The organism is Vogesella sp. LIG4, assembly GCF_900090205.1.
Lineage (GTDB): Bacteria > Pseudomonadota > Gammaproteobacteria > Burkholderiales > Chromobacteriaceae > Vogesella.
In genome coordinates this window covers 2,764,216-2,786,740 of record NZ_LT607802.1, presented here as the reverse complement: position 1 = coordinate 2,786,740, position 22,525 = coordinate 2,764,216, and the positions used below count along the sequence as shown (strand labels likewise).

The following is a 22,525-nucleotide window of genomic DNA, read 5'->3' as shown; positions in this document are numbered from 1 at the left end:
GTGTTTGGGGGTAACAGCCGTGCTTATTGCTGAGCCTGGCGGCGCTGCGCCTGCCAGATGTCGATCAGCGTTTCAAAGTTGTGACGGGCGGCGGCAATCAGGCCGGCATCGTCGATTTCGCCGGCCAGCCAGCGCTGCGACGGTTCCTGGAACAGCGTGCGGCCAACCATGAAGCCGCGGCAGCTGCGGCTGCCCCGCGCCTGCTCGAAGCCCTTGCGCAGTTCGCTCACCGGGGCATTCAGGCCCAGCAGCACCACGCCGCGGCAGTACGGGTCGCGCTCTTCCAGCAGGGTATCCACTTCGGCCCATTGCTCGGCGCTCATCGATTCCAGCTTCCACCACTCCGGATAGATGCCCAGGTTGTAGAAGCGCTTCATGGCACGCAGCACGGTATCCGCCTGCTGCGGCAGCTTCCTGGACGGGATCACTTCCAGCAGCAACTCGTGGCCGCTGATGCGCGCCATGTCGTAAACCGCGCGCACCTGTGCTTCCTGCTCCAGGCGGTTGCCCACCTCGTCGTCCGGGTGGTACTGCACCAGACACTTGATGATGTGTTCCTGCGGCCAGAATTCCAGGCGCGCAGCCATGGCGCGGCCATGGTCGAACTCCAGCGGGTTGGAACCCGGCAGCTCGATTGGGCGGCCGATCCACCAGCCACGGCCGGTGGCGGCGTACATGGCATCCTCGCCGTAGCGGTCATCCACCAGGATGCCGATACGCCCCTGCAGCTTGTTGGCTTCCTCGGTCTGCCCTACCGCCTGCACCAGCAGCTCCTTCAGGCGGGTGATGCGGCTTTCCGCCACGCCGTTCTTGCGCGCCAGCTCGAAGAACTGGTTGCGGTGATCGAAGGCGAACACGCACAGATTGTCCCACTGCGGGCGCTTGACGCTGACGCGGTGCAGACGGGTGAGCGTGGCATCCTCGCCCGGGCGTTGTGGCGTTACCGGCAGGCCCAGGAAATAATCCAGTTCGTCCTGGGTGGGCATGGCCACCGAGCAGCCATGGCGCGATACCGTTAGCGCGCCGCAGGCATTCGCCGTGCGGCAGGCAGCGGCGTAATTGCCACCGCGCAGCCATACCGACAGGAAGCCGGACAGGAAGGCATCACCGGCACCCAGCACGTTCATTACTTCCACCTGCGCGCCCTTCACGGTGAAGGCAGCGTCGATATCGGCCGGCACCTCGCCGTCGATCACCGCGCAGCCCAGCGGGCCGCGCTTGACCACCAGCACCGCCTGCGGCGCCAACTGGCGCACCACCTGCAGGCAGTCCAGCAGCGCCGGCTTGCCGCCGGCGATCTGGAATTCCTCTTCGGTCCCCACGATCAGGTCGAACAGCGGCAGCACCGATTGCAGGTGGGCGCTGACGCCATCATTGGCGATGAAACGCTGCTCGCCATCGCCGCGGCCGGTCAGGCCCCACAGCACCGGGCGGTAATCGATATCCAGCACGGTGCGCACATTGTGCTTGCGGGCAAAGGCCAGCGCCTTGCGGCTGGCGGCATTCACCTTCTCGGTGGACAGGTGGGTGCCGGTGACCAGCAGGCTCTTGCTGCTGGCGATGAAACCTTCATCGATATCGTCCTCGCACAGCGCCATGTCGGCACAGTTCTCGCGGTAGAACAGCAGCGGGAAGGTATCGCGATCCTTGATGCCCAGCAGCACCAGGCCGGTGAGGCGTTCGCTGTCGATCTTCACCTGGCTGACATCGCAGCCCTCGCGGGTCAGCGTTTCCAGCAGGAAGCGGCCCATCTGTTCGTCGCCGACACGCGACAGCATGGCCGACTTCAGGCCCAGGCGGGCGGTGCCGAAGGCGATATTGCCCGACGAGCCACCCAGGTACTTGGCCAGGCTGCTGGCATCTTCCAGACGCGCCCCCAGCTGGCGGGCGTACAGATCCACCGCCAGGCGGCCCAGGCAGATCACGTCGAAGCTACGGTCGGAAGCGAAGGTTGTCTGGTTTTGCATGATGTCCATTCCATGAGTTGCAGTCCGCTGTTGCCGCGTTCGTTCGACGCGATGGTGGGGGCAACGGCTACCGTGTTGAAACTAGATTACTGCTGACGGAACGTGAATGCAAATTTTTTTTCGTATTTATTTTCTAGTGGAAATTTATTTCTGGAATTTTTTTTTCGAGCTGCCGCATTTCGTTTTAAGATGTAGTTGTCCATACACAAGGCGCGCACAACAATGAGCAACGAAATGACCGCCGACAAGCTGATGCAGCGTATTTCCGAGGAGTACGAGGGGCTCAGCAAGCAACTTAAAGTCATCGCCAAATACATCGAAGAACACCGCCAGACCCTGGTGCTGGAACGCATCACCGACATCGCCCTGGCCTGCGGCGTACAGCCGTCGGCCATCGTGCGCTTTGCGCAACGCTTCGGCTTTTCCGGCTTCTCCGACATGCAGGCGCTGTTCCGCGAAGCCTTTGTGCCGGCGCAGCCCAGCATCAACAGCTACCAGAAGCGCATCCGCAATGTGATCGCCAGCCAGAACAACCCGCAGACCAACACCGAGATGGCGCAGAACTTCCTGGCCGCCTGCCAGCAGGGGCTGGACGAGTTGGCGCAGTCGCTGGAACCGGCGGCCATCGACGCCGCGGTGGAGCTGCTGCACCAGGCCGACAACATCTATGTGGTGGGCGTGCGCCGCATGTTTCCCATCGCGTCCTATATCAGCTACGCGCTGCAGCACACGCAAAAGCGCGTACACCTGATCTCCGGCCTGGGCGGCATGTACCACGAGCAGGTGCGCAGCATCCGCGAGGGCGACCTGATGATCGCCATCAGCTTCCAGCCCTACGGCCGCGAAACCCGCTACTGCGCGCGGGTAGCCAGCCAGAACAAGGCCAGGCTGCTGGTGATCACCGACAGCAAGATGAGCCCGCTGGCGCGCAACGCCGACACCATTCTTACCGTCAAGGAAGGTACCGCCTTTGCCTTCCGCTCCATGAGCAGCACCATCAGCCTGTGCCAGGCGCTGTTCATTGCCCTGTCCTACCGCATGGAACTGGTGGTGGAAGAGACGAAGGACGCCGGGGCCTACGACGACTGAGCAACAGGGCGGCCAGCACCAGCGCCGCCCCCAGCCACTGCTGCGGCGCAAAGCCGGTGCCGAACCACCATGCGGCCAACAGTGCCGTCCACACCGGCTCCAGCAGCAGGATGAAAGCCGAACGCGCCACCGGCATCCGCCCCTGCCCCCAGCCCTGCAGCACAAAGCGCAGACAGGTGGCCAGCAGCACACTGGCCGCCAGCGGCAGCCAGCCCTGCAGCAGCGACACCGCCTGCCAGGACTCCAGCAGCACACTCCCCGCCAGACACCACAGCGCCGCCACCAGCAGCTGCAAGGCAATCGCCAGCAGCACCGGCAGCCGCGCCATGTCACGGCTGTTTGCCGCCAGGTAGGCCGCCTGGCCGGCGGCGGCCAGCAACAGCAGCCAGTCGGCGGCATGTACCGTGCCGTCGCCGCGCAGCGACATGCACGCCATGCCCAACCCGGCACACAGCATCGCCCCCCAGGCGGCGCGCGACAGCGGCACCGCGAACAGCAGACGCGCGGCGAACGGCGCCAGCACGATGCCCAGGCTGCTGATAAAGGCGGCCACGCCCAGATTGCTGCTCAGTTGCAGGCCGCTGATCCAGAACATCATCGCCACACCCAGCAGGCAGCCGCCACGCGCGCAGCTGCGCAGCCCGTGCTGCGGCAATACCTGGCCCTGGCTGCGGGCCAGCGCCAGCAGCAACAGGCCGCTAAGCCCGAAACGCAGCGCCATGAACAGCAACGGCGGCATGAACTGCAGCACTGCCTTGGAAAACAGCCAGCCGGCGGCGGCCAGCAGGGTCACCAGCAGCAACACGGCGTCGGCGGGGGAAACAGTCAGCGGCAGGCGGGCCTGGGCCATGCGGATACTCCGGTAAAATGATGATGGCAACGCCTTGTGCCGCGCCCGGCTGCCCTGCCGGGTGCGCCGGTCAACACGGTATTCACCAACACCACAGGGGCGCCGCGCCAACTTCGCGCGGGTATGGCGTACCGCCACCTGCCCTGCGGTACCCCCGCCCCAAAAAATAAGCCCGGCAATGCCGGGCAGGAAACAGCAACAAGGTTGGCCGCATGCTTGCGGCCAACCTTTGCGCGCGGGGATCAGCTGCGACGGTTGCGCTGACGGTACTGATCCGCCACCACGGCCACCACGATGATGATGCCCTTCACGATCTCCTGGTAGTAGGCATCGATGCGCAGGAAGGTAAAGCCGGAAGTCACCACACCCAGGATCAGCACGCCGATCACGGTACCGGTGATCTTGCCGAGGCCACCGTTCAGCGAAGTGCCACCGATCACCGCCGCGGCAATCGCATCCAGCTCGTACATCATGCCCATGCCGGCCTGGCCGGACACGGCGCGGGCGGAGGTCACCACACCAGCCAGGCCGGACAGCAGGCCCGCCATGGTGTAAACCAGCACCAGGTGCTTGTTGACGTTGATGCCGGACACACGTGCCGCCGAGCGGTTGGCGCCGATGGCGTAGGTGTATTTGCCGTAGCGGGTGTAGCTCATCACGATGTGGAACAGTGCCGCCACGCCCAGGAAGATCAGCACCGGGGTGATGCCGCTGCCGATGCTGGCGTAGCTGTCGGACAGCATGCTGATCGGCTCGCCCTTGGTGTACCACTTGGCCAGGCCACGCGCGGTCACCATCACCCCCAGGGTGGCAATGAACGGCGGGATGGCGGTGCGGGCAATCACGAAGCCGTTGAGCAGGCCACAGGCCAGCCCCACTACCAGGCCGGACAGCAATGGCACCACCATCGGCAGGTCGGTGAGCGAGGGAAACACCGCCCGCCCCAGGTCGGAAGTCTGCGCCAGGCTGGCCGACACCATGGCAGTGAGCGCCACCACCGAGCCGGACGACAGATCAATGCCTCCCATGATGATGATCTGCGTTACGCCCACGGCGATGATGCCGATTACCGATACCTGCAGGATCATCACCAGCAGGCGTTCCTTGTTGGCGAGGAAGCTCTGCCCCACCAGGAACCAGCCCAGAATTTCGAAGATTGCCGCCACCCCAAGCAGTACCGCGAAGATGCGGGCCTCGGCCGGCAGGCGCAGTTTCGCCAGCGGTACCCCGCCCGGTTTGCCGATCTGTCCAGTGTTGCTGATTGCCATGATTACGTCCTCCAGTGTGTTCTCTGGCGCCCCGTCCCGTTATGAGATTCAGGTTTGGGCACTTGTCTCTGTGGGGCGTCTCGAAAAACCCGGCTTTCCAAGCGAGACAAGGCGCGAACAAAAAATTCCGACGCAGCATATAGCTGATATGTAAGGAGGAATTTTTTGTGAGTAACGCTGTATCGCAACGAAAGCTGGCGTTTTTCGAGGTGCCCCGTGTTGCCCGGCGGTCAGTGCGCCGCCAGTTGCATGATGCTCACCTGGTCCGCTTCGCTGCGATCCAGGATGCCGGTCATCCTTCCTTCGTGCATCACCATGATGCGGTCGCTCATGCCCAGCACTTCCGGCAGCTCCGACGAGATCATGATCACCGCCACGCCCTGCCCGGCCAGCCGGGAAATCAGGCGGTGGATCTCGGCCTTGGCGCCCACGTCGATGCCGCGGGTCGGCTCGTCCAGGATCAGAATGCGCGGGTTGGTCAGCAGCCAGCGGCCGATCAGCACCTTCTGCTGGTTGCCGCCGGACAGGTTCTCCACCCGCTCGTACAGCCCCGGCGCCTTCACCCGCAGCGTGGCGGACATCTCCTCGCACAGCTGGCTCAGCGCTTTCTGCCGCACGAAGCCGGCCGACACGTTATCGCTGTTCAGCACCGAAATCTGCATGTTTTCCAGGATGCTGAGGTTGAGGAAGCAGCCGGTGTCCTTGCGGTCCTCGGTGAGGAAGGCCATGCCGTGTTCCATCGCCACCTGCGGCGAGCTCACTTTCACCTCGCGGCCGAAGATGCTGATGTGGCCGCTGCTGGCCGGGGTGACGCCAAACAGCGTCTCCGCCACATTGCTGCGGCCGGAGCCGATCAGGCCGGCCACGCCCAGGATCTCGCCGCTGTGCAGCTCGAAGCTCACGTCGTGGAACACGCCATCCAGCGTCAGGCCCTGCACCGACAGCACCACGTCGCCAATCTTGGCCGGCTCCTTGGGAAACATCTCGGTGACCTCGCGGCCAACCATCATGCGGATGATCTCGTCACGGTCCAGGCGTTCGGTCTGCATGCAGCCGATGTAGCGGCCATCGCGGAATACCGTCACTTCGTCGGCAATTTCCGACAGCTCGTTCATCTTGTGGGTGATGTAGATGATGCCCTTGCCCTGCTCGCGCAGCGTCTTGATGATGCGGAACAGGTGGGCCACCTCGTGCTCGGTCAGCGCCGAGGTGGGTTCGTCCATGATCAGCACGTCGGAGTCGTAGGACACCGCCTTGGCGATTTCCACCATCTGGCGGGCGGAGATGCTCAGGTCGCGGATCAGGCTTGCGGGGTCGATATCGATGGCCAGCCGCTGCAGCAGCTCGGCGGTGATCTGGTTCATGCGGCGGTGATCCACCAGGCCGAGGCGGTTCAGCGGCTCGCGGCGGATCCAGATATTCTCGGCTACCGTCATGTACGGCATCAGGTTCAGTTCCTGATGGATCATGGCGATGCCTTTTTCCAGTGCATCCAGCGGCGACGTCAGGGTCACATCGTTGCCGTTGAGGCGGAAGATGCCCTTGTCCGGCGGCTGGACGCCGGCGAGGATTTTCATCAGCGTGGACTTGCCGGCGCCGTTCTCGCCCATCAGGGCGTGTACGGTGCCGCGGCGCAGACAGAACGAAGCATCGTCCAGTGCCACCACACCCGGGAACTCCTTGCGCACACCCTTCACTTCGATCAACGGCACTGCGTTCCGGGTGGCGGCTGCCTGGGCAGTGGCAACCTTCTCTGGGGCTAAGCTCAGCATGGCGAGTATTCCTTATTACTTGCCGGCGGCAGCAGGCTGACACCGCCGGCAGAACGGTCAGACGTACTTAGTTGCGAGCTTCGTAGTTCTTCAGGTTGCCCGGGGTAACCAGTTCGAACGGAATGTAGTTCATCGCCTGCACTTTCTCGCCATGCACCAGCTTCAGCGCGGTGTCGATTGCGCCGCGGCCCTGGCCGGCAGCGTTCTGGAACACGGTCACTTTCAGCTCGCCGGCCTTCATCGCGGTCAGTGCATCGCGGGTGGCATCCACGCCGGCCACCACGGTGCCGTTCAGGCGCTTGGAAGCTTTCAGCGCCTGGATGGCGCCCAGGGCCATTTCGTCGTTGTTGGATACCACGGCGTCGAATTTCACCCCGGCGCTCAGCCAGTTCATCATCAGGTCACGGCCATCGGTACGCGACCACTTGGCGGTCTGCTTCTCCACGATCTTGATGCCCTTGCAGGACGAGGTGGAGATCACGTCTTCCACGTCCTTGGTGCGCTGGCGGGCTGCCTGGTTGGCCAGGTCGCCCATCATCACCACGATATTGCCCTTGCCGTTCATCAGGCGGCACACCTCTTTCATCTGCAGGGTGCCGGATTCGCTTTCATTGGAGCCAACAAAAGCCACCTTGGCCGGCAGCACGCGGTCGGCCGGCAGGCGGTTCACGTACACCAGCGGGATACCGGACGCAGCCACCATCTTGGTGATCTTCGGGGTGACCTCGGTGTCCACCACGTTCACCACGATGGCGTCCACTTTCTGGGCGATGAAGTTCTGGATCTGGGAAAGCTGGCGGCCGATGTCGTTCTGCGCATCTTCAAACTGCACGTTCACGTCCTTCTTGCTTTCGGCGTAGTTCTTCATGCCGTTGCGCAGCACGGTGAGGAAGTTGTCGTCGAAGGCGGACATGGTGACGCCGATCTTGGCGGCGGAGGCCGGCATGGCAGCGGCGGTCAGGGACAGGAAAACCAGGGAACCTGCAAGCTTGGTGATGCGTTTCATCGGTGTCTCTCCTTTTTTGGTGTACTCGGTCGCCAATACCGCTGCGGGAGGGGGCTGCTTGCCGCGGCCCGGCGAATCCGTACCCGTAAGATAAAAGGTCACTCGCAGAATTGCAAATAAAATTTCACAGTAAAAATTTTGCAGAAATTTATTTCCAAATTTGACAGATGACTTGCCACCGCCAGGCGCAGAAAACAGACAAAAACAACACAAAAACAACAAGATAGACAAACCAAACCAAGGCCAGGCGGTGCGGCACCGGCGCCACACCGCCGCCGACCATAACAGCAGATCGCAGCGCAGGGGGAGCGACTGTAAAGCAAAAAGCCACCCGCAGGTGGCTTTGGCAAAACGGCAGCGGCAATCAATAACGCTGGCGGCGCACGGCATCCTCGTAGCGGGCACGGGCGTCGCGCACCTCGCTGCGCTCCGACACCTCCGGAATGCCCACCTGCCACCAGCTGCCGCCTTCGGGCGTGCACTGCGGGCCGTCCACCTGCAGGCTGATCAGATAGCTCTTCTTCGACGCGCGCGCACGCCGCATCGCCGCTTCCAGCTCGGCCACGCTGCGTACCGTTTCCGCCTCCGCCCCCAGCGAGCGGGCGTTGAGCTCGAAATCGATGGCCGGCGCGCCATCCGGCCCGGTCAGGCAGTGCTCGTACATATTGTTGAACTGCGCACCGCCGCAGGCCTGCTGCAGGCGGTTGATGCAGGCGTAGCCGGCATTGTCCAGCAGCACCACGATGATCTTCTGCCCCAGCATCACCGAGGTGGCCAGTTCGTTGTTCAGCATCATGTAGCTGCCGTCGCCCACCATCACGATGACCTCGCGATCGGGCTGCGCCATCTTGGCGCCCAGGCCGCCGGCCACTTCGTAGCCCATGCAGGAGTAGCCGTACTCCATGTGGTAGCCGCCGGGGCGGCTGGTGCGCCACAGCTTGTGCAGCTCCGCCGGCAGCGTGCCGGCCGCGCAGACCACGATGTCGTTGTCGGCAGAGTTGGCCGCAGAGGCCTGCACCGCGCCGATGGCTTCGGCATAGGTGGGCAGCGCGGCGCGCGAGCTGACCACGATTTCCGCCAGCTGGCGGCGCCAGCCGTCGCACAGCTTGCGTGTCTGCGCCTCCCAGCCGGCATCGGCACGCCAGTCGCCCAGCGCAGCGGACAGCGCGGCCAGACCGGCGCTGGCATCGGCCTGGATGCTGGTGCCGCCCCACTTGATGGCATCGAAGGTATTGACGTTGATGGACAGCAGCCGGGCCTGCGCATACAGCGCGTGCGAGCCGGTGGTGAAGTCCTGCAGCCGGGTGCCCACTGCCAGCACCACGTCGGCATCCTGCGCAATGGCGTTGGCCGCAGGCGTACCGGTGACGCCCACCGAGCCGGCCAGCAGCGGGTGATCCCACGCCAGCGCGCCCTTGCCGCCCTGGCTCTCGCCTACCGGGATGCCATGGCGCTCGGCAAAGCTGCGCAGCGCATCCACGCCGCCCTTGCTGTACAGCACGCCGCCACCGGAAACGATCATCGGGCGCTTGGCGGTTTTCAGGATCGCCGCCAGCGCCGCCACCTCGGCTGCCTCGGCCGGCGGCTGGCGAAAGCGCACGGTGCGCTCGTCGAAGAAGGATTCCGGCCAGTCGAAGGCCATGGCCTGCACGTCCTGCGGCAGCGCCAGCGTTACCGGGCCGCACAGCGCCGGGTCGGTCAGGTAGGCGATGGCGCGCGGCAGCGCGGTCAGCAGCTGCTCCGGTACCACGATGCGGTCGAAATAGCGCGACACCGGGCGCAGGCTGTCCACCGCCGACACGCCGCCGTCGTGGAAGTCTTCCACCTGCTGCAGCACCGGGTCCGGCGCGCGGGTGATGAAGATATCGCCCGGCAGCAGCAGCAGCGGCAGGCGGTTGACGTGGGCGGTGGCGGCAGCGGTCACCAGATTGGTGCAGCCGGGGCCGATGGAGGTGCTGATCGCCATCATGCGGCGGCGGAAATGCGCCTTGGCGTAGGCGGTGGCGGCCAGCGCCATGCCCTGCTCGTTATGGGCGCGGAAGGTGGGCAGCTTGTCGCGCATGGCGTACAGCGCTTCACCCAGGCCGGCCACGTTGCCGTGGCCGAAGATCGCCCACACCCCGCCGAACAGCTGCTCGCGCGAGCCGTCCGCGGCTTCCACATACTGCGCGGCCAGGTAGCGCACCAGCGCCTGTGCCATCGTCAAACGTACCGTCTTCACCTGTGTCTCCTTGATCCATGCTTGCGGCCAGCCCTGGCCCACCCCGCCCTTTGCGGCGGCTACCCGCTCAAGATATAGGATCGCCGACGCTTTGCAAATTATTTTCTCAAAATAAAATCAATAGAAAATTTTTTCGTATTGTTGCTGCCACGCTGCACTGCTCAGGCCAGGTAGGGCTGCGGCCCCATGTTCTCGGCGAAGTACAGGCGGAACTCGCCACCCTGCGCCGGCGCGCCGGTGGCCGGCGCCATTTCCAGCGCCGCCAGCACATGCTGCAAGGCGCGGATGGCCTGGGTATCCGGGTCCTGGTCCAGCACCACGTCCAGCAGGCCCTGCTGCAGGTATTGCCGATGATCGTCCGACAGCTCGTGCGTCACCCAGCACACCTTGTCCACCGCAAAGCGCCGCAGCGCCGCCTCGATGCCGGGCGAGCCTGCGCCGGTATTGTAGATGCCGGCAATCACGTCGCCGCGGCGAAACGCCTCGCTGACTGCCCAGTAGCACCTGTCCGGGTCATCGTAGGTTTCGCGCAGCGCCTCGTCGCACTGCAACTGCGGAAACTGCGCCTGCAGCACCTCGCGGCAACCGCTGCTGCGCTCGATATGGCCGCGGTAGTCGCGGCGGCTGCTCAGCAGCAGGATGCGGCCAACCTTGCGGCACAGCCGGCCCAGCAGGTAGCCGGCGGTGCGCCCGGCGGCATGGTTGTCGATGCCGAAATAGCCGGCCCCCGCCACCTCGTCCACCCGCGTCACCACCAGGGCGATATGCTCGCCGCGCGAGCGCGCCTGCTGCAGCGCGGCGCGCACCGCCGGCGTGTCCGGCGCCGCCACGATCAGCGCCTGGCGCGGGTAACGGCGCGGGCCGATGGCACGCAGCAGTGCTGCTTCGTCCTGATCCGGCGTCCACACCCGGTGCACCACCAGCCGTTTGTCCAGCATCGCCACGCCACGCTGCAGCGCCCGGTTCAGCCGCTGGAAGAACGGCGTGCGGTTGTCCGGCAGCACGATATCAATATGGATCAGCCCGTGGCGCGCATCCGGCAGCAGCCGCGGCACCCCCAGCTGGCGCGCCGCCTCCACCACCTGCGCCCGCGCCCTGGCCGACACGCTGCCGCGTTCGTTGAGCACCCGGTCGACGGTGGCGACGCTGACGCCGGCCAGCGCGGCGATCTCGACGAAGCGCGCGGTTTTCTTGCGGCGGGGTGGATGGTCCATATGTGCTTCCGTGGTGGTGGTGCCATGCAACGTTGGCCGCATACTTCATGGAGTGTGCGCCCAGCGGAGCCGGCGACTTCAAATCATCATCCGCGCAGCGGATACAAAACCGGATAAGGCGGTAAACGTTGGGCTTCGCTACGCTCAACCCAACCTACCCGCACGTCGCACGGGTATGGCGTAACGCCAAGCCTCCCTGCGGCCAGCGTTCTTTTCCCCTGCCGCTCGCCATCATCCAGCCAGCCACCCGTCGGTTCAATCTCATTTTGACGATTTATCGTCAATATTGCAGCTGATCTTCCGTTCGCCAGCCCCTAGATTGAGCGCACAACACAGCACTCGAACAGGGTGCGGCAACCTGGAGAAGATCATCATGAAAATCGCGCTCGACCCCTATATGCACCGCCACCTCGACCTGCCGGCGCTGGTGCGCAAGACCACCGAGCTGGGCTACGACCAGATCGAACTGTCGCCGCGCGCCGACTTCCTCGACTGGTGGGTGATGCCGCGTGCCCACGCCGCTCGCATCGCCGGCTTCAAGCGCGCGCTGCGCGAGCATGGCGTCGGCCTGGCCACCCTGCAGCCGATGTACCGCTGGGCCAGCCCGTTCGAGGACGAGCGGCAGTGGGCGGTGAAGTGCTGGAAGAAGGCCATCGAAGTGGCGGTGGAAATGGACTGCCGGCTGATGATCTCCGAATTCGGCCGCGGTGCCTCGCCGGAGCGCTCCGTCGGCCAGGGCGCCGGCACCAATACCAAAGAGATGTGCGAGGCCGCCTGGTGGCGCTCGATGGAAGAGCTGCTGCCCATCCTGGAGCGCGAGGACATCACCCTGTCGGTGGAGCCGCATCCGGAAGACTGGGTGGAAACCCTGGCCCCGGCGCTGGACATCGTGCAGGTGCTGGGCTCCCGCCACGTCAAGCTGTCCTACATCGCGCCGCACACCTTCTACTACGGCGACGACATGGCCGCCATGCTGCGCGCCGCCGCGCCGGTACTGGCCCATGTGCGCGTGGCCGACACCTTCAACCACAAGGCCAGCTCGCAGCTGCGCTACATCGTCAACCCGCCCGGCTCCGGCCACATCCGCGTACACCAGCACCTGGACATCGGCCAGGGCGAGATCGACTGGGACGTGTTCTTCGCCACCCTGGCCGACATCGGCTTCGACGGCGTGCTGTCGTCCTGCGTGTTCGCCTGGGAAGAACGCGCCGACGAGTCAGCGCGCTTCATGCGCGGCGAGATCCAGCGCTACCTCGATAAATACACCCGTTAACACCAGCCACCGCTTTCCTGCCTCCCCGCGGCGGCCATAAGGCTGGCGCGGGGCAGGCCCCGCTTTACCTGAACAAGCAACCGGAGACACCGAACATGAGCCGCATCGACTTTGCCATCAACCGTATCAGCGCACCGCGCCTGTCGTTCCAGGACTACCTGGCCATGTGCCGCCGCCTGGGCGTGAGCACCATCGAGATCCGCAACGACCTGAACGGCGTGGAGATCAGCGACGGCACCAGCCCGGCCAGCATCCGCGAGGCGGCGCAGGCGGCCAATATCCGCATCCGCTCCATCAACGCGCTGTACCCGTTCGATGTGTTCGATGCCGACCTGCAGGCGCGCGCGGTGAAACTGGCCGCCTACGCCCGCGACTGCGGCGCCGAGGCGCTGGTGATGTGCCCGCTGAACAGCCGGGAAGACAAGCGCAGCCCGAGCGAGCGCTACAGCGACCTGGTGAAGGCGCTCAAACAGCTGCGCCCCATCCTGGACGACCACGGCATTAGCGGCCTGGTGGAGCCGCTGGGCTTCGAGGAGTGTTCACTGCGCCGCAAGTCCGACGCGGTGAAGGCGATTTTCGACGCCGCCGGCGAGCGCCACTACCAGCTGGTGCATGACACCTTCCACCACCACCTGTCCGGCGAAGACATCTTCTACCCCGAGCTTACCGGCCTGGTGCACATCTCCGGTGTGGAATCGAAAGAGCTGGCCGACAGCCAGATGCGCGACGGCCACCGCGTGCTGGTAGGCGATGCCGACCGCCTGGGCAACCTGCGCCAGCTGGCCATCCTGCTGGCACGCGGCTACGACGGCGTGGTGTCGTTCGAGCCGTTCGCCGCCGAGATCATGGAGGCCGGCGACAGCGAAGCGCTGCTGCGCACCAGCATGGACTACATCCGCCACTCGCTGGGCTGAGCCCTGGCTGCTGACGTGCGTTGTTCAGGCGCTGCCGGCCCCTGCGAAGCCAGGCCTTTAAAGGCATCCCACAAGGTTGGCCGCAAGCCATGCGGCCAAGCTCCAAGCGTAGATACATAGAGAGGAAGACATCATGACCCTGCAAATCGGCGTAATCGGCACCGGTGCCATCGGCCAGGACCACATCCGCAGAATCACCCAGGCGCTGTCCGGCGCCCGCGTGGTGGCGGTGAACGACATCAACCCGCAACAGGCGCGCGACACCGTGGCGCGCTACCAGCTGGACGCCATCGTGCATACCGATGCCCACGCGCTGGTGGCCGACCCGGCGGTACAGGCGCTGCTGGTTACCTCCTGGGGCCCGACGCACGAGGAATTCGTGCTGGCAGCCATCGCCAGGGGCAAGCCGGTGTTCTGCGAAAAACCGCTGGCGGTCACCGCCGAAGGCTGCCGCCGCATCGTGGATGCCGAGATCGCCCACGGCAAACGGCTGGTGCAGGTGGGCTTCATGCGCCCCTACGACGCCGGCTACCGCGCGCTGAAAGACACCCTGCAAAGCGGCGCCATCGGCGCACCGCTGATGCTGCACTGCGCGCACCGCAACCCCACGGTGGGCGACAGCTACACCACGCCGATGGCGATTACCGACACCCTGATCCACGAGCTGGACGTGCTGCGTTGGCTGCTGGACGACGACTACGTGTCCGCCCAGGTGGTGTTCCCGCGCAAGAGCAGCCACGCCAGCTCGCACCTGGCCGACCCGCAGATCGTGCTGCTGGAAACCACCCGCGGCGTGCGCATCGACGTGGAAATCTTCGTCAACTGCCAGTACGGCTACGACATCCAGTGCGCGGTGGTGGGGGAAAGCGGCATTGCCAACCTGCCGGAGCCGGCCAGCGTGCTGATGCGCAGCAATGCGCGCCTGGGCACCGCCATCCTCACCGACTGGAAGCAGCGCTTCATCGACGCCTACGACGTGGAGCTGCAAGCCTTCATCAACGGTGTGCGCGACGGCGCGCTGACCGGGCCGTCGGCCTGGGACGGCTTTGCCGCCGCCGTGGCTGCCGATGCCTGCGTCAAGGCACAGGAGACCCACCAGGTGGAAGCCATCGCCATGCCGGCGCGCCCGGCGTTCTACCCGCGCTAAGCCCACAGCAGCAGGCTGCCGGCACGATCACTGTCAGTGTGCCGGCAGCCTGTGCGCTGTTGCGTGACAGGCACAGCCTGCTGTCGGTCAAAATTTTCTAGTTAATTAATATTTGAGAAATTTATTTCTAATCATATACTGCACCGACAACAACGGCCCGCCCGCATCGGGTGTCAGCGCAGAATGGTCTGCGCATGGCCAGAGCCGCTAATAAAGCACCCGAGGCAAGGCGACCCCACGCCGCAGCAGGGGTTTTATTAGCGGCTCTACACTCCCCGGAGATCACCATGATTGACGTAGCCCTGTTCGGTGCCGGCCGCATCGGCAAGATTCATGCGGCCAACCTTTTCGCCCACCAAGGCGTGCGCCTGAAATACGTGGTGGACACCCACGCCCCGTCCGCCGCCGCGCTGGCCGAACAGTACGGCGCCACGGTTACCGACACCGATACCGCGATGAACGACAGCAGCGTGGGCGCCGTGGTGATCGCCAGCAGCACCGACACCCATGCCGAACTGATCCTGCGCGCCGCCGCCGCGCGCAAGGCCATCTTCTGCGAAAAACCGGTGGATCTCGACCTGGCTCGCGCCCGCGACTGCGCCGCCGCGGTGGCAGCCGCCGGCGTGCCGTGCCTGATCGGCTTCCAGCGCCGCTACGACCCCACCTTCGCCGCGGTGAAGGCACGCATCGAGGCCGGCGAGATCGGCACCCCGGAAATGCTGATCGTCACCAGCCGCGACCCGGGCGCCCCGCCGGTGGACTACATCAAACGCTCCGGCGGCATCTTCAAGGACATGCTGATCCACGACTTCGACATCTGCCGCTGGATCCTGGCCGATGAAGTGGTCAGCGTGCACGCCAGCGCCAGCGTACTCACCGACCCGGCCATTGCCGACGCCGGCGACGCCGACTGCACCGCCGTGACCCTGCGCACCCGCAGCGGCCGCCTGTGCCAGATCAACACCACCCGCCGCGCCGCCTACGGCTACGACCAGCGCTTCGAGGTGCAGGGTAGCCTGGGCATGCTGCAGGCCGGCAACCACCGCCCCACCGAAGTCACCGCCTACGGCAGCAAGCAGGTAGCCACCGACCTGCCGGAACACTTCTTCCTGGAGCGCTACCAGGCCGCCTACGCCGGCGAGATGGCGCACTTCTTCGCGGTGATCAGCCGCGGCGAAACCCCGCGCACCACGGTGCAGGACGGCGTGAAGGCACTGGAGCTGGCCGACGCCGCCACCCGCTCCTGGCAGGAAGGCCGCGTCATCGCGCTGTAAATCATTGCCATACCTGCTTGCACCTTGCAGCAGCCCGGAACTGTCGCGTTACAGCGGCCTGCATGGCCGCCCAGGGACGATAGGAACGGCAGCCCCGGGCTGGCAGCAAGCAGGCGTGGCGCCCAATGCATAAGGACAGACCCGTGACTACAGTACGTCTTGCCATCATCGGCCTCGGCCGCCTCGGCCGCCGCCATGCGGCCAACCTGCAGCAAACCCACGGCGCGCAACTGGTTGCCGCCTGCAGCCCGCTAGCGGAGGAACGCGACTGGGCCGCCACCGCCCTGCCAGGCGTCACCCTGTACCAGGACTACGAAGCCGTACTGCAGGACAGCAATGTCGATGCGGTATTCCTGGTTACCCCCACCTCGCTGCACGCCGCGCAGATCATTGCCGCGCTCAAGGCCGGCAAGCATGTGTTCTGCGAAAAGCCGCTGGCGCTGAACGTGGAAGACTGCCTGGCAGTAGAGGAAGAAGCCGCGCGCCACCCGCAGCTCAAGGTGATGATAGGCTTCGTGCGCCGCTTCGACGCCAGCTACCGCGACGCCGCCGGCAAGCTGGCCGACGGCAGCGTGGGCCGCCCCTACCTGCTGCGCTCGCAAACCTGCGACAAGAACGACGAATCCGGCTTCTTCGTGCGCTTCTCCGCCAGCAGCGGCGGCATTTTCATGGATTGCAGCATCCACGACATCGACCTGGCGCGCTGGCTGCTGGGCAACCCCAAGCCCAAGCGGGTATGGGCCACCGGCACCAATGCGCTGCACCCGGCGCTGGCCGAGCACCAGGACGTGGATAACGGCGTGGCGATGTGCGAGTTCGAAGGCGGCCAGCTGGCCTGCTTCTACGCCTCGCGCACCCAGGCCCACGGCCATGAGACGCTCACCGAGATCTTCGCCACCGAAGGCCGCCTGAGCGTGGGCGCCAACCCGCGCGCCAACCGGGTGGAAATCAGCGACGCCCACGGCGTGCGCAACGAGTGCGTGCAGGACTTCTACCAGCGCTTTGCCGAAGCCTTCGTCACCGAGGCGCAGGTGTTCGTGGACACCATCCGCCACGACCGCCCGTCGCCGGTTACCCTGGCCGACGCGCGCGAAGCCACCCGCATCGGTCTGGCCATCACCCAGGCCTTCCGCAGCGGTGAGGCGGTGAGCCTGTAACACCGCGCCTGCTCACCCCCGGATACGCCTTTGGCTGCTCCGGGCGGGCAAAGCCCATGTTGGCCGCACGCCGTTACCGGCGTGCGGCCAACGTCTTTTCCGCGTGCGGCACTCGCCATTGCCCGGTTTCGGCGCCCGGCGCAGCGCAGCGCATCCGGAAAGTCTCATCGCAGCCGGGCATGCTTCAATGCCGCCCGCGCGGCCGCACCCGCGCCAGCAGCGGCAGGTGGTCGGACAGATGCGACCACGGCTGGCCGCGGCATACCACCACCGACTCCACCTCCAGCCCGCGCAGGTAGATACGGTCCAGCGGCAGCAGCGGCAGCCGCGCCGGGAAGCTGCGCGCATGGCGGCCGGTGTGGCTGACGAAGGCTTCCGCCAGGCCGGTAGCGGCCTTCAGCAGCTCGTCGGCCTCGCGCTGCCAATCGTTGAAGTCACCGGCCAGGATCAGCGGCATGTCGGCGGGAATGTGCTGGCGGATGTAGCGCAGCAGCACCTGGTACTGGCGGCGGCGGTCGCGCGCCAGCAGGTTGAAGTGGCCGCACAGGCAGGCCACCGGCTGCGCCCAGCCCTGCGGCTGGATCAGCGTGTGCAGCAGGCCGCGCTGCTCCAGGCGGTTCACCGTCAGGTCATGGTTGGCCGCGGCGGCAATGGGAAAGCGCGACAGCACCGCATTGCCGTGGTGGCCGTGATCGTAGCGCGCATTCATGCCGTAGCTGGCGTGGCGCGTCAGCTGTCCGGCCAGGAAATCATGCTGCGGCCAACCCTGGTGCTGCTGCTCGCGTTCCAGATGGCGGCCCTGCACCTCCTGCAGGAACAGCACGTCCGGGTCCAGCCCCTGCAATGCGCCGGCGATTTCCGGCATCAATGCCCGCCGCCCGAGCGGCGACATCCCCTTGTGCAAATTGTAAGTGACCACGCTGATGCTTTTCATGGTTTGCCCTGTTCGTCAGGCTTCGTTTCTGCCCTTATCAGCTTAGTACCCCGGCCAGCGGCTGCCTTGCGTCATGGCAAGGCTTGGCACAATAAAAAAGGCGCCCCGCAGGGCGCCAGCAACACCAGCAAGGCTTGAGGGAAACACGAGATGCCAGCGGCGGCGGCGCCTGCCCCCCAGCCATGCGCCGCCGCTACGCATCAGTTACGGCTCAGGTAGCCCTTGTAGTTGGCCGGGGTGACCAGCTCGTACGGCACCCAGATCATCGCCGGCACTTTCTCGCCGGCGGCCAGTTTCAGCGCCGCTTCCACCGCGCCCTTGCCCTGGGCGGCGGCATCCTGGAACACCGTCACCTTCATCTCGCCGGCCTTCATCGCGCCCAGCGCGTCCTGGGTGGCGTCGATGCCGGCCACCACGGTATTGCCCAGCTTGTTGGCGCTCTTCAGCGCCTGGATGGCACCCAGCGCCATTTCATCGTTGTTGGCGATGATGGCGTCGAACTTCAGCCCGGCGGTCAGCCAGTTCATCACCAAGTCGCGGCCCTCGGTGCGCGACCACTTGGCGCTCTGCTTCTCCACCACCTTGATGCCGTTGCACGGTGCCTTGGACACCACTTCTTCCTCGAAGCGGGTGCGCAGGCGCGCTTCCTGGGTGGCCAGGTCGCCCATCACGATGGCGACATTGCCCTTGCCGTTCAGCAGCCGGCACACTTCCTTCATCTGGATGGTGCCGGACACCGCGTCATCGGAGCCGACAAAGGCCACTTTGGCCGGCAGCGTCTTGTCGCTGGGCATGCGGTTCACGTACACCAGCGGAATACCGGCGGCCTGCGCCAGCCTGGTAAGCTTGGGCGTGGTGCTGGTATCCACCGAGCTGACGATGATGGCGTCCACCTTCTGCGCGATGAAGTTCTGCACCTGGCTGATCTGGCGGCCCACGTCGTTCTGCGCGTCCTCCAGCTGCAGGCTGACCCCCGGCTTGCCGCTGGCGGCCTTCTGCATATTGTTGCGCAGGATGGTCAGGAAGTTGTTGTCGAAGGTTGCCATGGTGACGCCCAGCCGGGCGGCGGATGCCGGCAGCGCCTGCATGGCAAGCGCGAACAGGGTGAGCGAAGCGGCGTGTTTGATGAAGCGTTTCATTGGGTGTGTCTCCTGTGTGTTTTGTACTGCCACCTGATACGCCGGCCGGGCCGGCGCAATGCAACGTCCTGGCTCCATAAAGGTTGGCCGCAGGCTTGCGGCCAACCTTAGGTATCAGCCAGCGCTGATTTCGCTCAGCACCACCGGGCGCTTCTGCTCCACCGAGGCGATGCAGGCCAGCGCCACTTCCAGCGCGCGGCGGGCATCCAGCCCGTCCGGCCCTGCCGGCTTGCCGCTCTTCACCGCGTCCATGAACGCCGACAGCTCGGCGGTGTAGCCGTCGATGAACATGTCGCTGTCCAGCCGCCAGGTGTCCTGCGACACGCCCTGGGCGTCGAACAGCGCCAGGCTGGAGCGGCGCACATCGCCCATGCTGACCATGCCGCCGGAGCCGAACACCTCGCCGCGCACGTCGTAGCCGTACAGCGCGCTGAAATTGGCCTCGGCCACCGCCACCGCGCCGTTGTCGAAGCGGATGGTCACCACCGCGGTATCCAGATGCCCCATGTGCTTGCAGTCCGGCCGCACAAGCGCATCGGCCACCGCGTACACCTCCAGCGGGCGGGCGCCGGCGTTCAGCCACAGCAGGGTGTCGAAGTCGTGGATAAGGGTTTCGAAGAAGATGGTCCACGGCGGAATGCGCGCCGGGTCGCCACCGAAGGGGCCGGGGTCGCGGGTGAGCGAGCGCAGCAGCTGCGGGGTGCCGATCCTGCCGGCGCGGATGGCGCGGTGGGCATCGGCGAAGGCACGGTCCCAGCGGCGGTTGAAGCCCACCTGCAGCGGCACGCCGGCAGCCTGTGCGGCAGCGATGGCGCGGTCGGCGTCGGCCAGGGTCAGCGCCATAGGCTTCTCGCAGAACACCGCCTTGCCGGCCTCGGCGGCAGCCACCGCCAGGTTGGTGTGAAAGCGCGCCGGCGAGGCGATGATCACCGCGTCGATGTCCGGGTTGGCCAGCAACTCGTCCACCTCGGTGTAGGCCAGCGGGCAGGCCAGTTTGTCGGCCAGTCTGGCGGCGGCGCCCGGCGCCGGGTCGGCAATGGCGGCCAGGGTGGCATTGGTCAGGCGGTTGGCCACGATATTGGCGTGCGAGCTGCCGATGCGGCCGGCGCCGATCAGGGCGGCAGCCACCGGTTTCTTGCTGTTCATGTCTGTCTCCTAGTGGGTATGGAATGCGGGGTGCCCTTACAGCGCCAGGCTGAAAGCGTCGCGGAAGCGTTGCAGCGCCAGTTCGTCGTCGCCGGAGGCAAACGCCTCCATGCCGATCTGGCCGCGGTAGCCCATGTCGTACAGCGCGCGGGCTATCGCCGGGTAGTTGATCTCGCCGCTGCCCGGCTCGCAGCGGCCCGGCACGTCGGCCACCTGGATTTCGCCGATGTGCGGCAGCGCCTGGCGCAGCAGGGAAATCAGGTTTCCCTCGCCGATCTGCGCGTGGTACAGGTCCAGCATCAGCTTGAGGCTGGGCGCGTTCACCGCCGCCACCAGCGCCAGGCAGTCCGCGGCGCGGGCGAACGGTACGCCGGGGTGATCCACTGCGGTGTTGAGGTTTTCCAGCACGAAGGTCACCCCTTCGCGCTCGCCCAGTTCGGCCAGCCGCGACAGGGTGTCGCGCGCCTTCAGCCACATGGCGCCGCTCACCTCGCCTGCCGGCTGCACCGGCAGGCCCTTGCTGTCGAGGCCGGTGCCGTGCAGGTTCAGGCGCGGAATGCCCAGCTCGCGCGCCACCGGAATCGACTCGCGCGCGGTGTGCAGCAGCTCGGCGGCGCCGGCATCGTCGGCCAGCGTGCCGCGGATGTAGCCGGTCATGGAGGAAAAGGTGGCGCCGGTGCGCGCCAGCGCGGCGATGTCGTGGCGGGTCCAGTCCCAGATCTCCACCTGGAAGCCCAGCGCGTCGATGCGGCGGATGCGCTCGGTAACGGGCAGCTCGCGGAACACCATCTCGGCGCAGACGGCCAGGGTGAAGGGGCAGGACTTGGCGGCGGTATCGATAGCCATGTGTTTGTCTCCTTGTGTTGTGTGCTGGCAGGTGGCGCCTGCCGCTTGCTGTTTTGCAACCGGTTGCAAAGCACAGCAAAAAAATTTGCCGCTACTGTCTGGCGAAATTTGCTACCGGTTGCAAACGCGTACCGGATAATGGCAGCACACTGGCTGCCATCCATGCCGCAGCAAGTTGGCCGCATGGTTGCGCGGCCTTGCTACCGGTTGCATTGCCGTTACAATAGACAGCGCTGCCAGACAGAGTCAAGAAATTTTTTTGCGGTAAAATAGAAATTGGAAAATATTTTCAGCAGGAGCGTTGCATGAGCAAATCCAGCCGCGCCACCGCCGCCGACGTGGCACTCGCCGCCGGGGTATCCAAGTGGACGGTGACCCGTGCCTTCACCCCCGGCGCCTCCATTGCCGAACACAGCCGCCAGCGCGTGCTGGAGGAGGCAGCCAAGCTCGGTTACCGCCCCAACCTGCTGGCGCGCAGCCTGGCCACCAAGACCACCAACCTGGTGGCGGTGCTGGTGGACGACTTTGCCAACCCCTACAAGCTGCCGGTGCTGGAAGCGCTGACCCAGGCGCTGCAGGCCGCCGGCATGGCCGCCATCCTGATCAACATCAACCAGGAGCTGGACCACCTGTCGGCAGTGCTGGACGCCGACCAGCGCCAGGTGGACGCCGTGGTGCTGCTGGGCACCGACTTCCACGACGAAAAGCTCAACGACGCACAGCTGCCGGCCTCGCGCCCGCCGCTGTACGTGCTGGCGCGCGAGAGCACCATCGCCCATATTCCGGCGGTGTCCTGCGATGCGCGCCAATCGATGCAGGAAATCAACCAGCACCTGTGGCAGCGCGGCTACCGCCGCCCCGGCTTCATGTCCGGGCCGCGCTCGCTGTCCACCGCGCTGGGGCGCCAGGGCCATTTCGCCGCTTTCTGGCAGCAACAGCTGGGCATTGCGGTGCCGGAGCTGCCGGCCGGCAGCTACGACCGCCACGCGGCGGCGGCGGCGCTGCGCGCCTATCTGCAGGCCACGCCGCCGGCGCAGCGCATCGATGTGCTGATGTGCGAGAACGACGCGCTGGCGATAGGCGTCATCGAAACCGCACGCCACGAATTCGGCCTGCGCGTGCCGCAGGATCTGGCCATTGTCGGCTACGACGGCGACGAGCTGGCTGCCACACCGTCGTTCGACATCACCAGCTACCGCCAGCCGCTGCCGGAGATGGTGGCGGCGCTGCTGGCCATGCTCAAGGGCGAGGCGCCGCCGCAATCGTGCAATCTGGCGGGTGAGCTGCTGCTGCGCGGGTCTACTTGAG

The 22,525-nt window shown here is 65.7% G+C and carries 18 protein-coding genes; 7 read left to right on the top strand and 11 right to left on the bottom strand.

Translation table 11 applies throughout. From position 1 onward, the window contains the following. Window positions 1-23: 23 nt before the first annotated feature. On the bottom strand, window positions 24-1,967 hold the full coding sequence (gene iolC / locus PSELUDRAFT_RS13100) for a 5-dehydro-2-deoxygluconokinase (protein WP_088968493.1): 1,944 nt from the start codon (window positions 1,965-1,967) through the stop codon (window positions 24-26). A gap of 222 nt (window positions 1,968-2,189) precedes the next feature. Between iolC and PSELUDRAFT_RS13095 the strand changes: the two genes are divergently transcribed. Next, the gene (locus PSELUDRAFT_RS13095) at window positions 2,190-3,056 is read left to right on the top strand and encodes a MurR/RpiR family transcriptional regulator (RefSeq protein WP_088967258.1); all 867 of its coding nucleotides are present in this window, start codon (window positions 2,190-2,192) and stop codon (window positions 3,054-3,056) included. On the opposite strand, the gene PSELUDRAFT_RS13090 is transcribed toward PSELUDRAFT_RS13095, so the two are convergent. The 6 genes from PSELUDRAFT_RS13090 to PSELUDRAFT_RS13065 all read right to left on the bottom strand — a co-directional run bounded on the left by PSELUDRAFT_RS13090 (window position 2,986) and on the right by PSELUDRAFT_RS13065 (window position 11,387). After that, a complete protein-coding gene (locus PSELUDRAFT_RS13090; RefSeq protein ID WP_088967257.1) occupies window positions 2,986-3,906 on the bottom strand; it encodes a DMT family transporter in 921 nt (306 codons plus the stop codon). The two genes, PSELUDRAFT_RS13095 and PSELUDRAFT_RS13090, sit on opposite strands and share 71 nt — an antisense overlap. Window positions 3,907-4,148: 242 nt before the next feature. After that, a complete protein-coding gene (locus tag PSELUDRAFT_RS13085) occupies window positions 4,149-5,174 on the bottom strand; it encodes an ABC transporter permease (protein WP_088967256.1) in 1,026 nt (341 codons plus the stop codon). Window positions 5,175-5,404: 230 nt separating this feature from the next. Next, window positions 5,405-6,946 (bottom strand): sugar ABC transporter ATP-binding protein, encoded by a 1,542-nt coding sequence (locus tag PSELUDRAFT_RS13080; RefSeq protein ID WP_088967255.1) that lies wholly within the window; start codon window positions 6,944-6,946, stop codon window positions 5,405-5,407. 67 nt (window positions 6,947-7,013) lie between these two features. Next, on the bottom strand, window positions 7,014-7,952 hold the full coding sequence (locus PSELUDRAFT_RS13075; RefSeq protein WP_088967254.1) for a sugar ABC transporter substrate-binding protein: 939 nt from the start codon (window positions 7,950-7,952) through the stop codon (window positions 7,014-7,016). A gap of 364 nt (window positions 7,953-8,316) precedes the next feature. Beyond that, entirely contained in the window at window positions 8,317-10,173 is a 1,857-nt protein-coding gene (iolD, locus tag PSELUDRAFT_RS13070; protein WP_231895217.1) for a 3D-(3,5/4)-trihydroxycyclohexane-1,2-dione acylhydrolase (decyclizing), read from the bottom strand. Window positions 10,174-10,334: 161 nt separating this feature from the next. Continuing rightward, the gene (locus PSELUDRAFT_RS13065; RefSeq protein ID WP_162291260.1) at window positions 10,335-11,387 is read right to left on the bottom strand and encodes a LacI family DNA-binding transcriptional regulator; all 1,053 of its coding nucleotides are present in this window, start codon (window positions 11,385-11,387) and stop codon (window positions 10,335-10,337) included. A 373-nt stretch (window positions 11,388-11,760) separates the two neighbouring features. On the opposite strand from PSELUDRAFT_RS13065, the gene PSELUDRAFT_RS13060 reads away from it, so the two are divergent. From PSELUDRAFT_RS13060 to PSELUDRAFT_RS13040, 5 genes are all read left to right on the top strand, one after another. Beyond that, window positions 11,761-12,660: a sugar phosphate isomerase/epimerase family protein gene (locus tag PSELUDRAFT_RS13060; protein ID WP_088967251.1), complete on the top strand. Its 900-nt coding sequence runs from the start codon at window positions 11,761-11,763 to the stop codon at window positions 12,658-12,660. A 95-nt stretch (window positions 12,661-12,755) separates the two neighbouring features. Continuing rightward, a complete protein-coding gene (locus PSELUDRAFT_RS13055) occupies window positions 12,756-13,574 on the top strand; it encodes a TIM barrel protein (protein WP_088967250.1) in 819 nt (272 codons plus the stop codon). Window positions 13,575-13,707: 133 nt separating this feature from the next. Then, on the top strand, window positions 13,708-14,721 hold the full coding sequence (locus PSELUDRAFT_RS13050; RefSeq protein ID WP_088967249.1) for a Gfo/Idh/MocA family protein: 1,014 nt from the start codon (window positions 13,708-13,710) through the stop codon (window positions 14,719-14,721). Window positions 14,722-15,008: 287 nt separating this feature from the next. Further along, the gene (gene iolG, locus PSELUDRAFT_RS13045) at window positions 15,009-15,995 is read left to right on the top strand and encodes an inositol 2-dehydrogenase (protein WP_088967248.1); all 987 of its coding nucleotides are present in this window, start codon (window positions 15,009-15,011) and stop codon (window positions 15,993-15,995) included. Between the two features lie 143 nt (window positions 15,996-16,138). Beyond that, window positions 16,139-17,152: a Gfo/Idh/MocA family oxidoreductase gene (locus PSELUDRAFT_RS13040; RefSeq protein ID WP_197693862.1), complete on the top strand. Its 1,014-nt coding sequence runs from the start codon at window positions 16,139-16,141 to the stop codon at window positions 17,150-17,152. 184 nt (window positions 17,153-17,336) lie between these two features. Here PSELUDRAFT_RS13040 and PSELUDRAFT_RS13035 read toward each other — a convergent pair whose 3' ends face one another. The 4 genes from PSELUDRAFT_RS13035 to PSELUDRAFT_RS13020 all read right to left on the bottom strand — a co-directional run bounded on the left by PSELUDRAFT_RS13035 (window position 17,337) and on the right by PSELUDRAFT_RS13020 (window position 21,217). Next, window positions 17,337-18,086, bottom strand: coding sequence for an endonuclease/exonuclease/phosphatase family protein (locus PSELUDRAFT_RS13035; protein ID WP_088967246.1), 750 nt, complete (start codon window positions 18,084-18,086; stop codon window positions 17,337-17,339). 200 nt (window positions 18,087-18,286) lie between these two features. After that, window positions 18,287-19,225, bottom strand: coding sequence for a sugar ABC transporter substrate-binding protein (locus PSELUDRAFT_RS13030; RefSeq protein WP_088967245.1), 939 nt, complete (start codon window positions 19,223-19,225; stop codon window positions 18,287-18,289). 114 nt (window positions 19,226-19,339) lie between these two features. Next, window positions 19,340-20,371, bottom strand: a complete 1,032-nt coding sequence (locus PSELUDRAFT_RS13025; RefSeq protein ID WP_088967244.1) for a Gfo/Idh/MocA family oxidoreductase — start codon at window positions 20,369-20,371, stop codon at window positions 19,340-19,342. A gap of 36 nt (window positions 20,372-20,407) precedes the next feature. Beyond that, entirely contained in the window at window positions 20,408-21,217 is an 810-nt protein-coding gene (locus tag PSELUDRAFT_RS13020; protein WP_164497430.1) for a TIM barrel protein, read from the bottom strand. A gap of 305 nt (window positions 21,218-21,522) precedes the next feature. Between PSELUDRAFT_RS13020 and PSELUDRAFT_RS13015 the strand changes: the two genes are divergently transcribed. Continuing rightward, complete coding sequence (locus PSELUDRAFT_RS13015; RefSeq protein ID WP_088967243.1) at window positions 21,523-22,524, top strand: LacI family DNA-binding transcriptional regulator; 1,002 nt, start codon at window positions 21,523-21,525, stop codon at window positions 22,522-22,524. The last annotated feature ends 1 nt before the right edge of the window (window position 22,525 follow it).

Bases quoted from the DNA above. Each gene is read 5' to 3' on its own strand.
- PSELUDRAFT_RS13090 (WP_088967257.1), bottom strand. From the start codon at position 3,906: ATGGCCCAGGCCCGCCTGCCGCTGACTGTTTCCCCCGCCGACGCCGTG.
- PSELUDRAFT_RS13025 (WP_088967244.1), bottom strand. From the start codon at position 20,371: ATGAACAGCAAGAAACCGGTGGCTGCCGCCCTGATCGGCGCCGGCCGC.
- PSELUDRAFT_RS13095 (WP_088967258.1), top strand. From the start codon at position 2,190: ATGAGCAACGAAATGACCGCCGACAAGCTGATGCAGCGTATTTCCGAG.
- PSELUDRAFT_RS13015 (WP_088967243.1), top strand. From the start codon at position 21,523: ATGAGCAAATCCAGCCGCGCCACCGCCGCCGACGTGGCACTCGCCGCC.
- PSELUDRAFT_RS13060 (WP_088967251.1), top strand. From the start codon at position 11,761: ATGAAAATCGCGCTCGACCCCTATATGCACCGCCACCTCGACCTGCCG.
- PSELUDRAFT_RS13075 (WP_088967254.1), bottom strand. From the start codon at position 7,952: ATGAAACGCATCACCAAGCTTGCAGGTTCCCTGGTTTTCCTGTCCCTG.
- PSELUDRAFT_RS13080 (WP_088967255.1), bottom strand. From the start codon at position 6,946: ATGCTGAGCTTAGCCCCAGAGAAGGTTGCCACTGCCCAGGCAGCCGCC.
- PSELUDRAFT_RS13030 (WP_088967245.1), bottom strand. From the start codon at position 19,225: ATGAAACGCTTCATCAAACACGCCGCTTCGCTCACCCTGTTCGCGCTT.
- PSELUDRAFT_RS13050 (WP_088967249.1), top strand. From the start codon at position 13,708: ATGACCCTGCAAATCGGCGTAATCGGCACCGGTGCCATCGGCCAGGAC.
- PSELUDRAFT_RS13065 (WP_162291260.1), bottom strand. From the start codon at position 11,387: ATGGACCATCCACCCCGCCGCAAGAAAACCGCGCGCTTCGTCGAGATC.
- PSELUDRAFT_RS13035 (WP_088967246.1), bottom strand. From the start codon at position 18,086: ATGAAAAGCATCAGCGTGGTCACTTACAATTTGCACAAGGGGATGTCG.
- iolC (WP_088968493.1), bottom strand. From the start codon at position 1,967: ATGCAAAACCAGACAACCTTCGCTTCCGACCGTAGCTTCGACGTGATC.
- PSELUDRAFT_RS13055 (WP_088967250.1), top strand. From the start codon at position 12,756: ATGAGCCGCATCGACTTTGCCATCAACCGTATCAGCGCACCGCGCCTG.
- iolG (WP_088967248.1), top strand. From the start codon at position 15,009: ATGATTGACGTAGCCCTGTTCGGTGCCGGCCGCATCGGCAAGATTCAT.
- PSELUDRAFT_RS13085 (WP_088967256.1), bottom strand. From the start codon at position 5,174: ATGGCAATCAGCAACACTGGACAGATCGGCAAACCGGGCGGGGTACCG.
- PSELUDRAFT_RS13020 (WP_164497430.1), bottom strand. From the start codon at position 21,217: ATGGCTATCGATACCGCCGCCAAGTCCTGCCCCTTCACCCTGGCCGTC.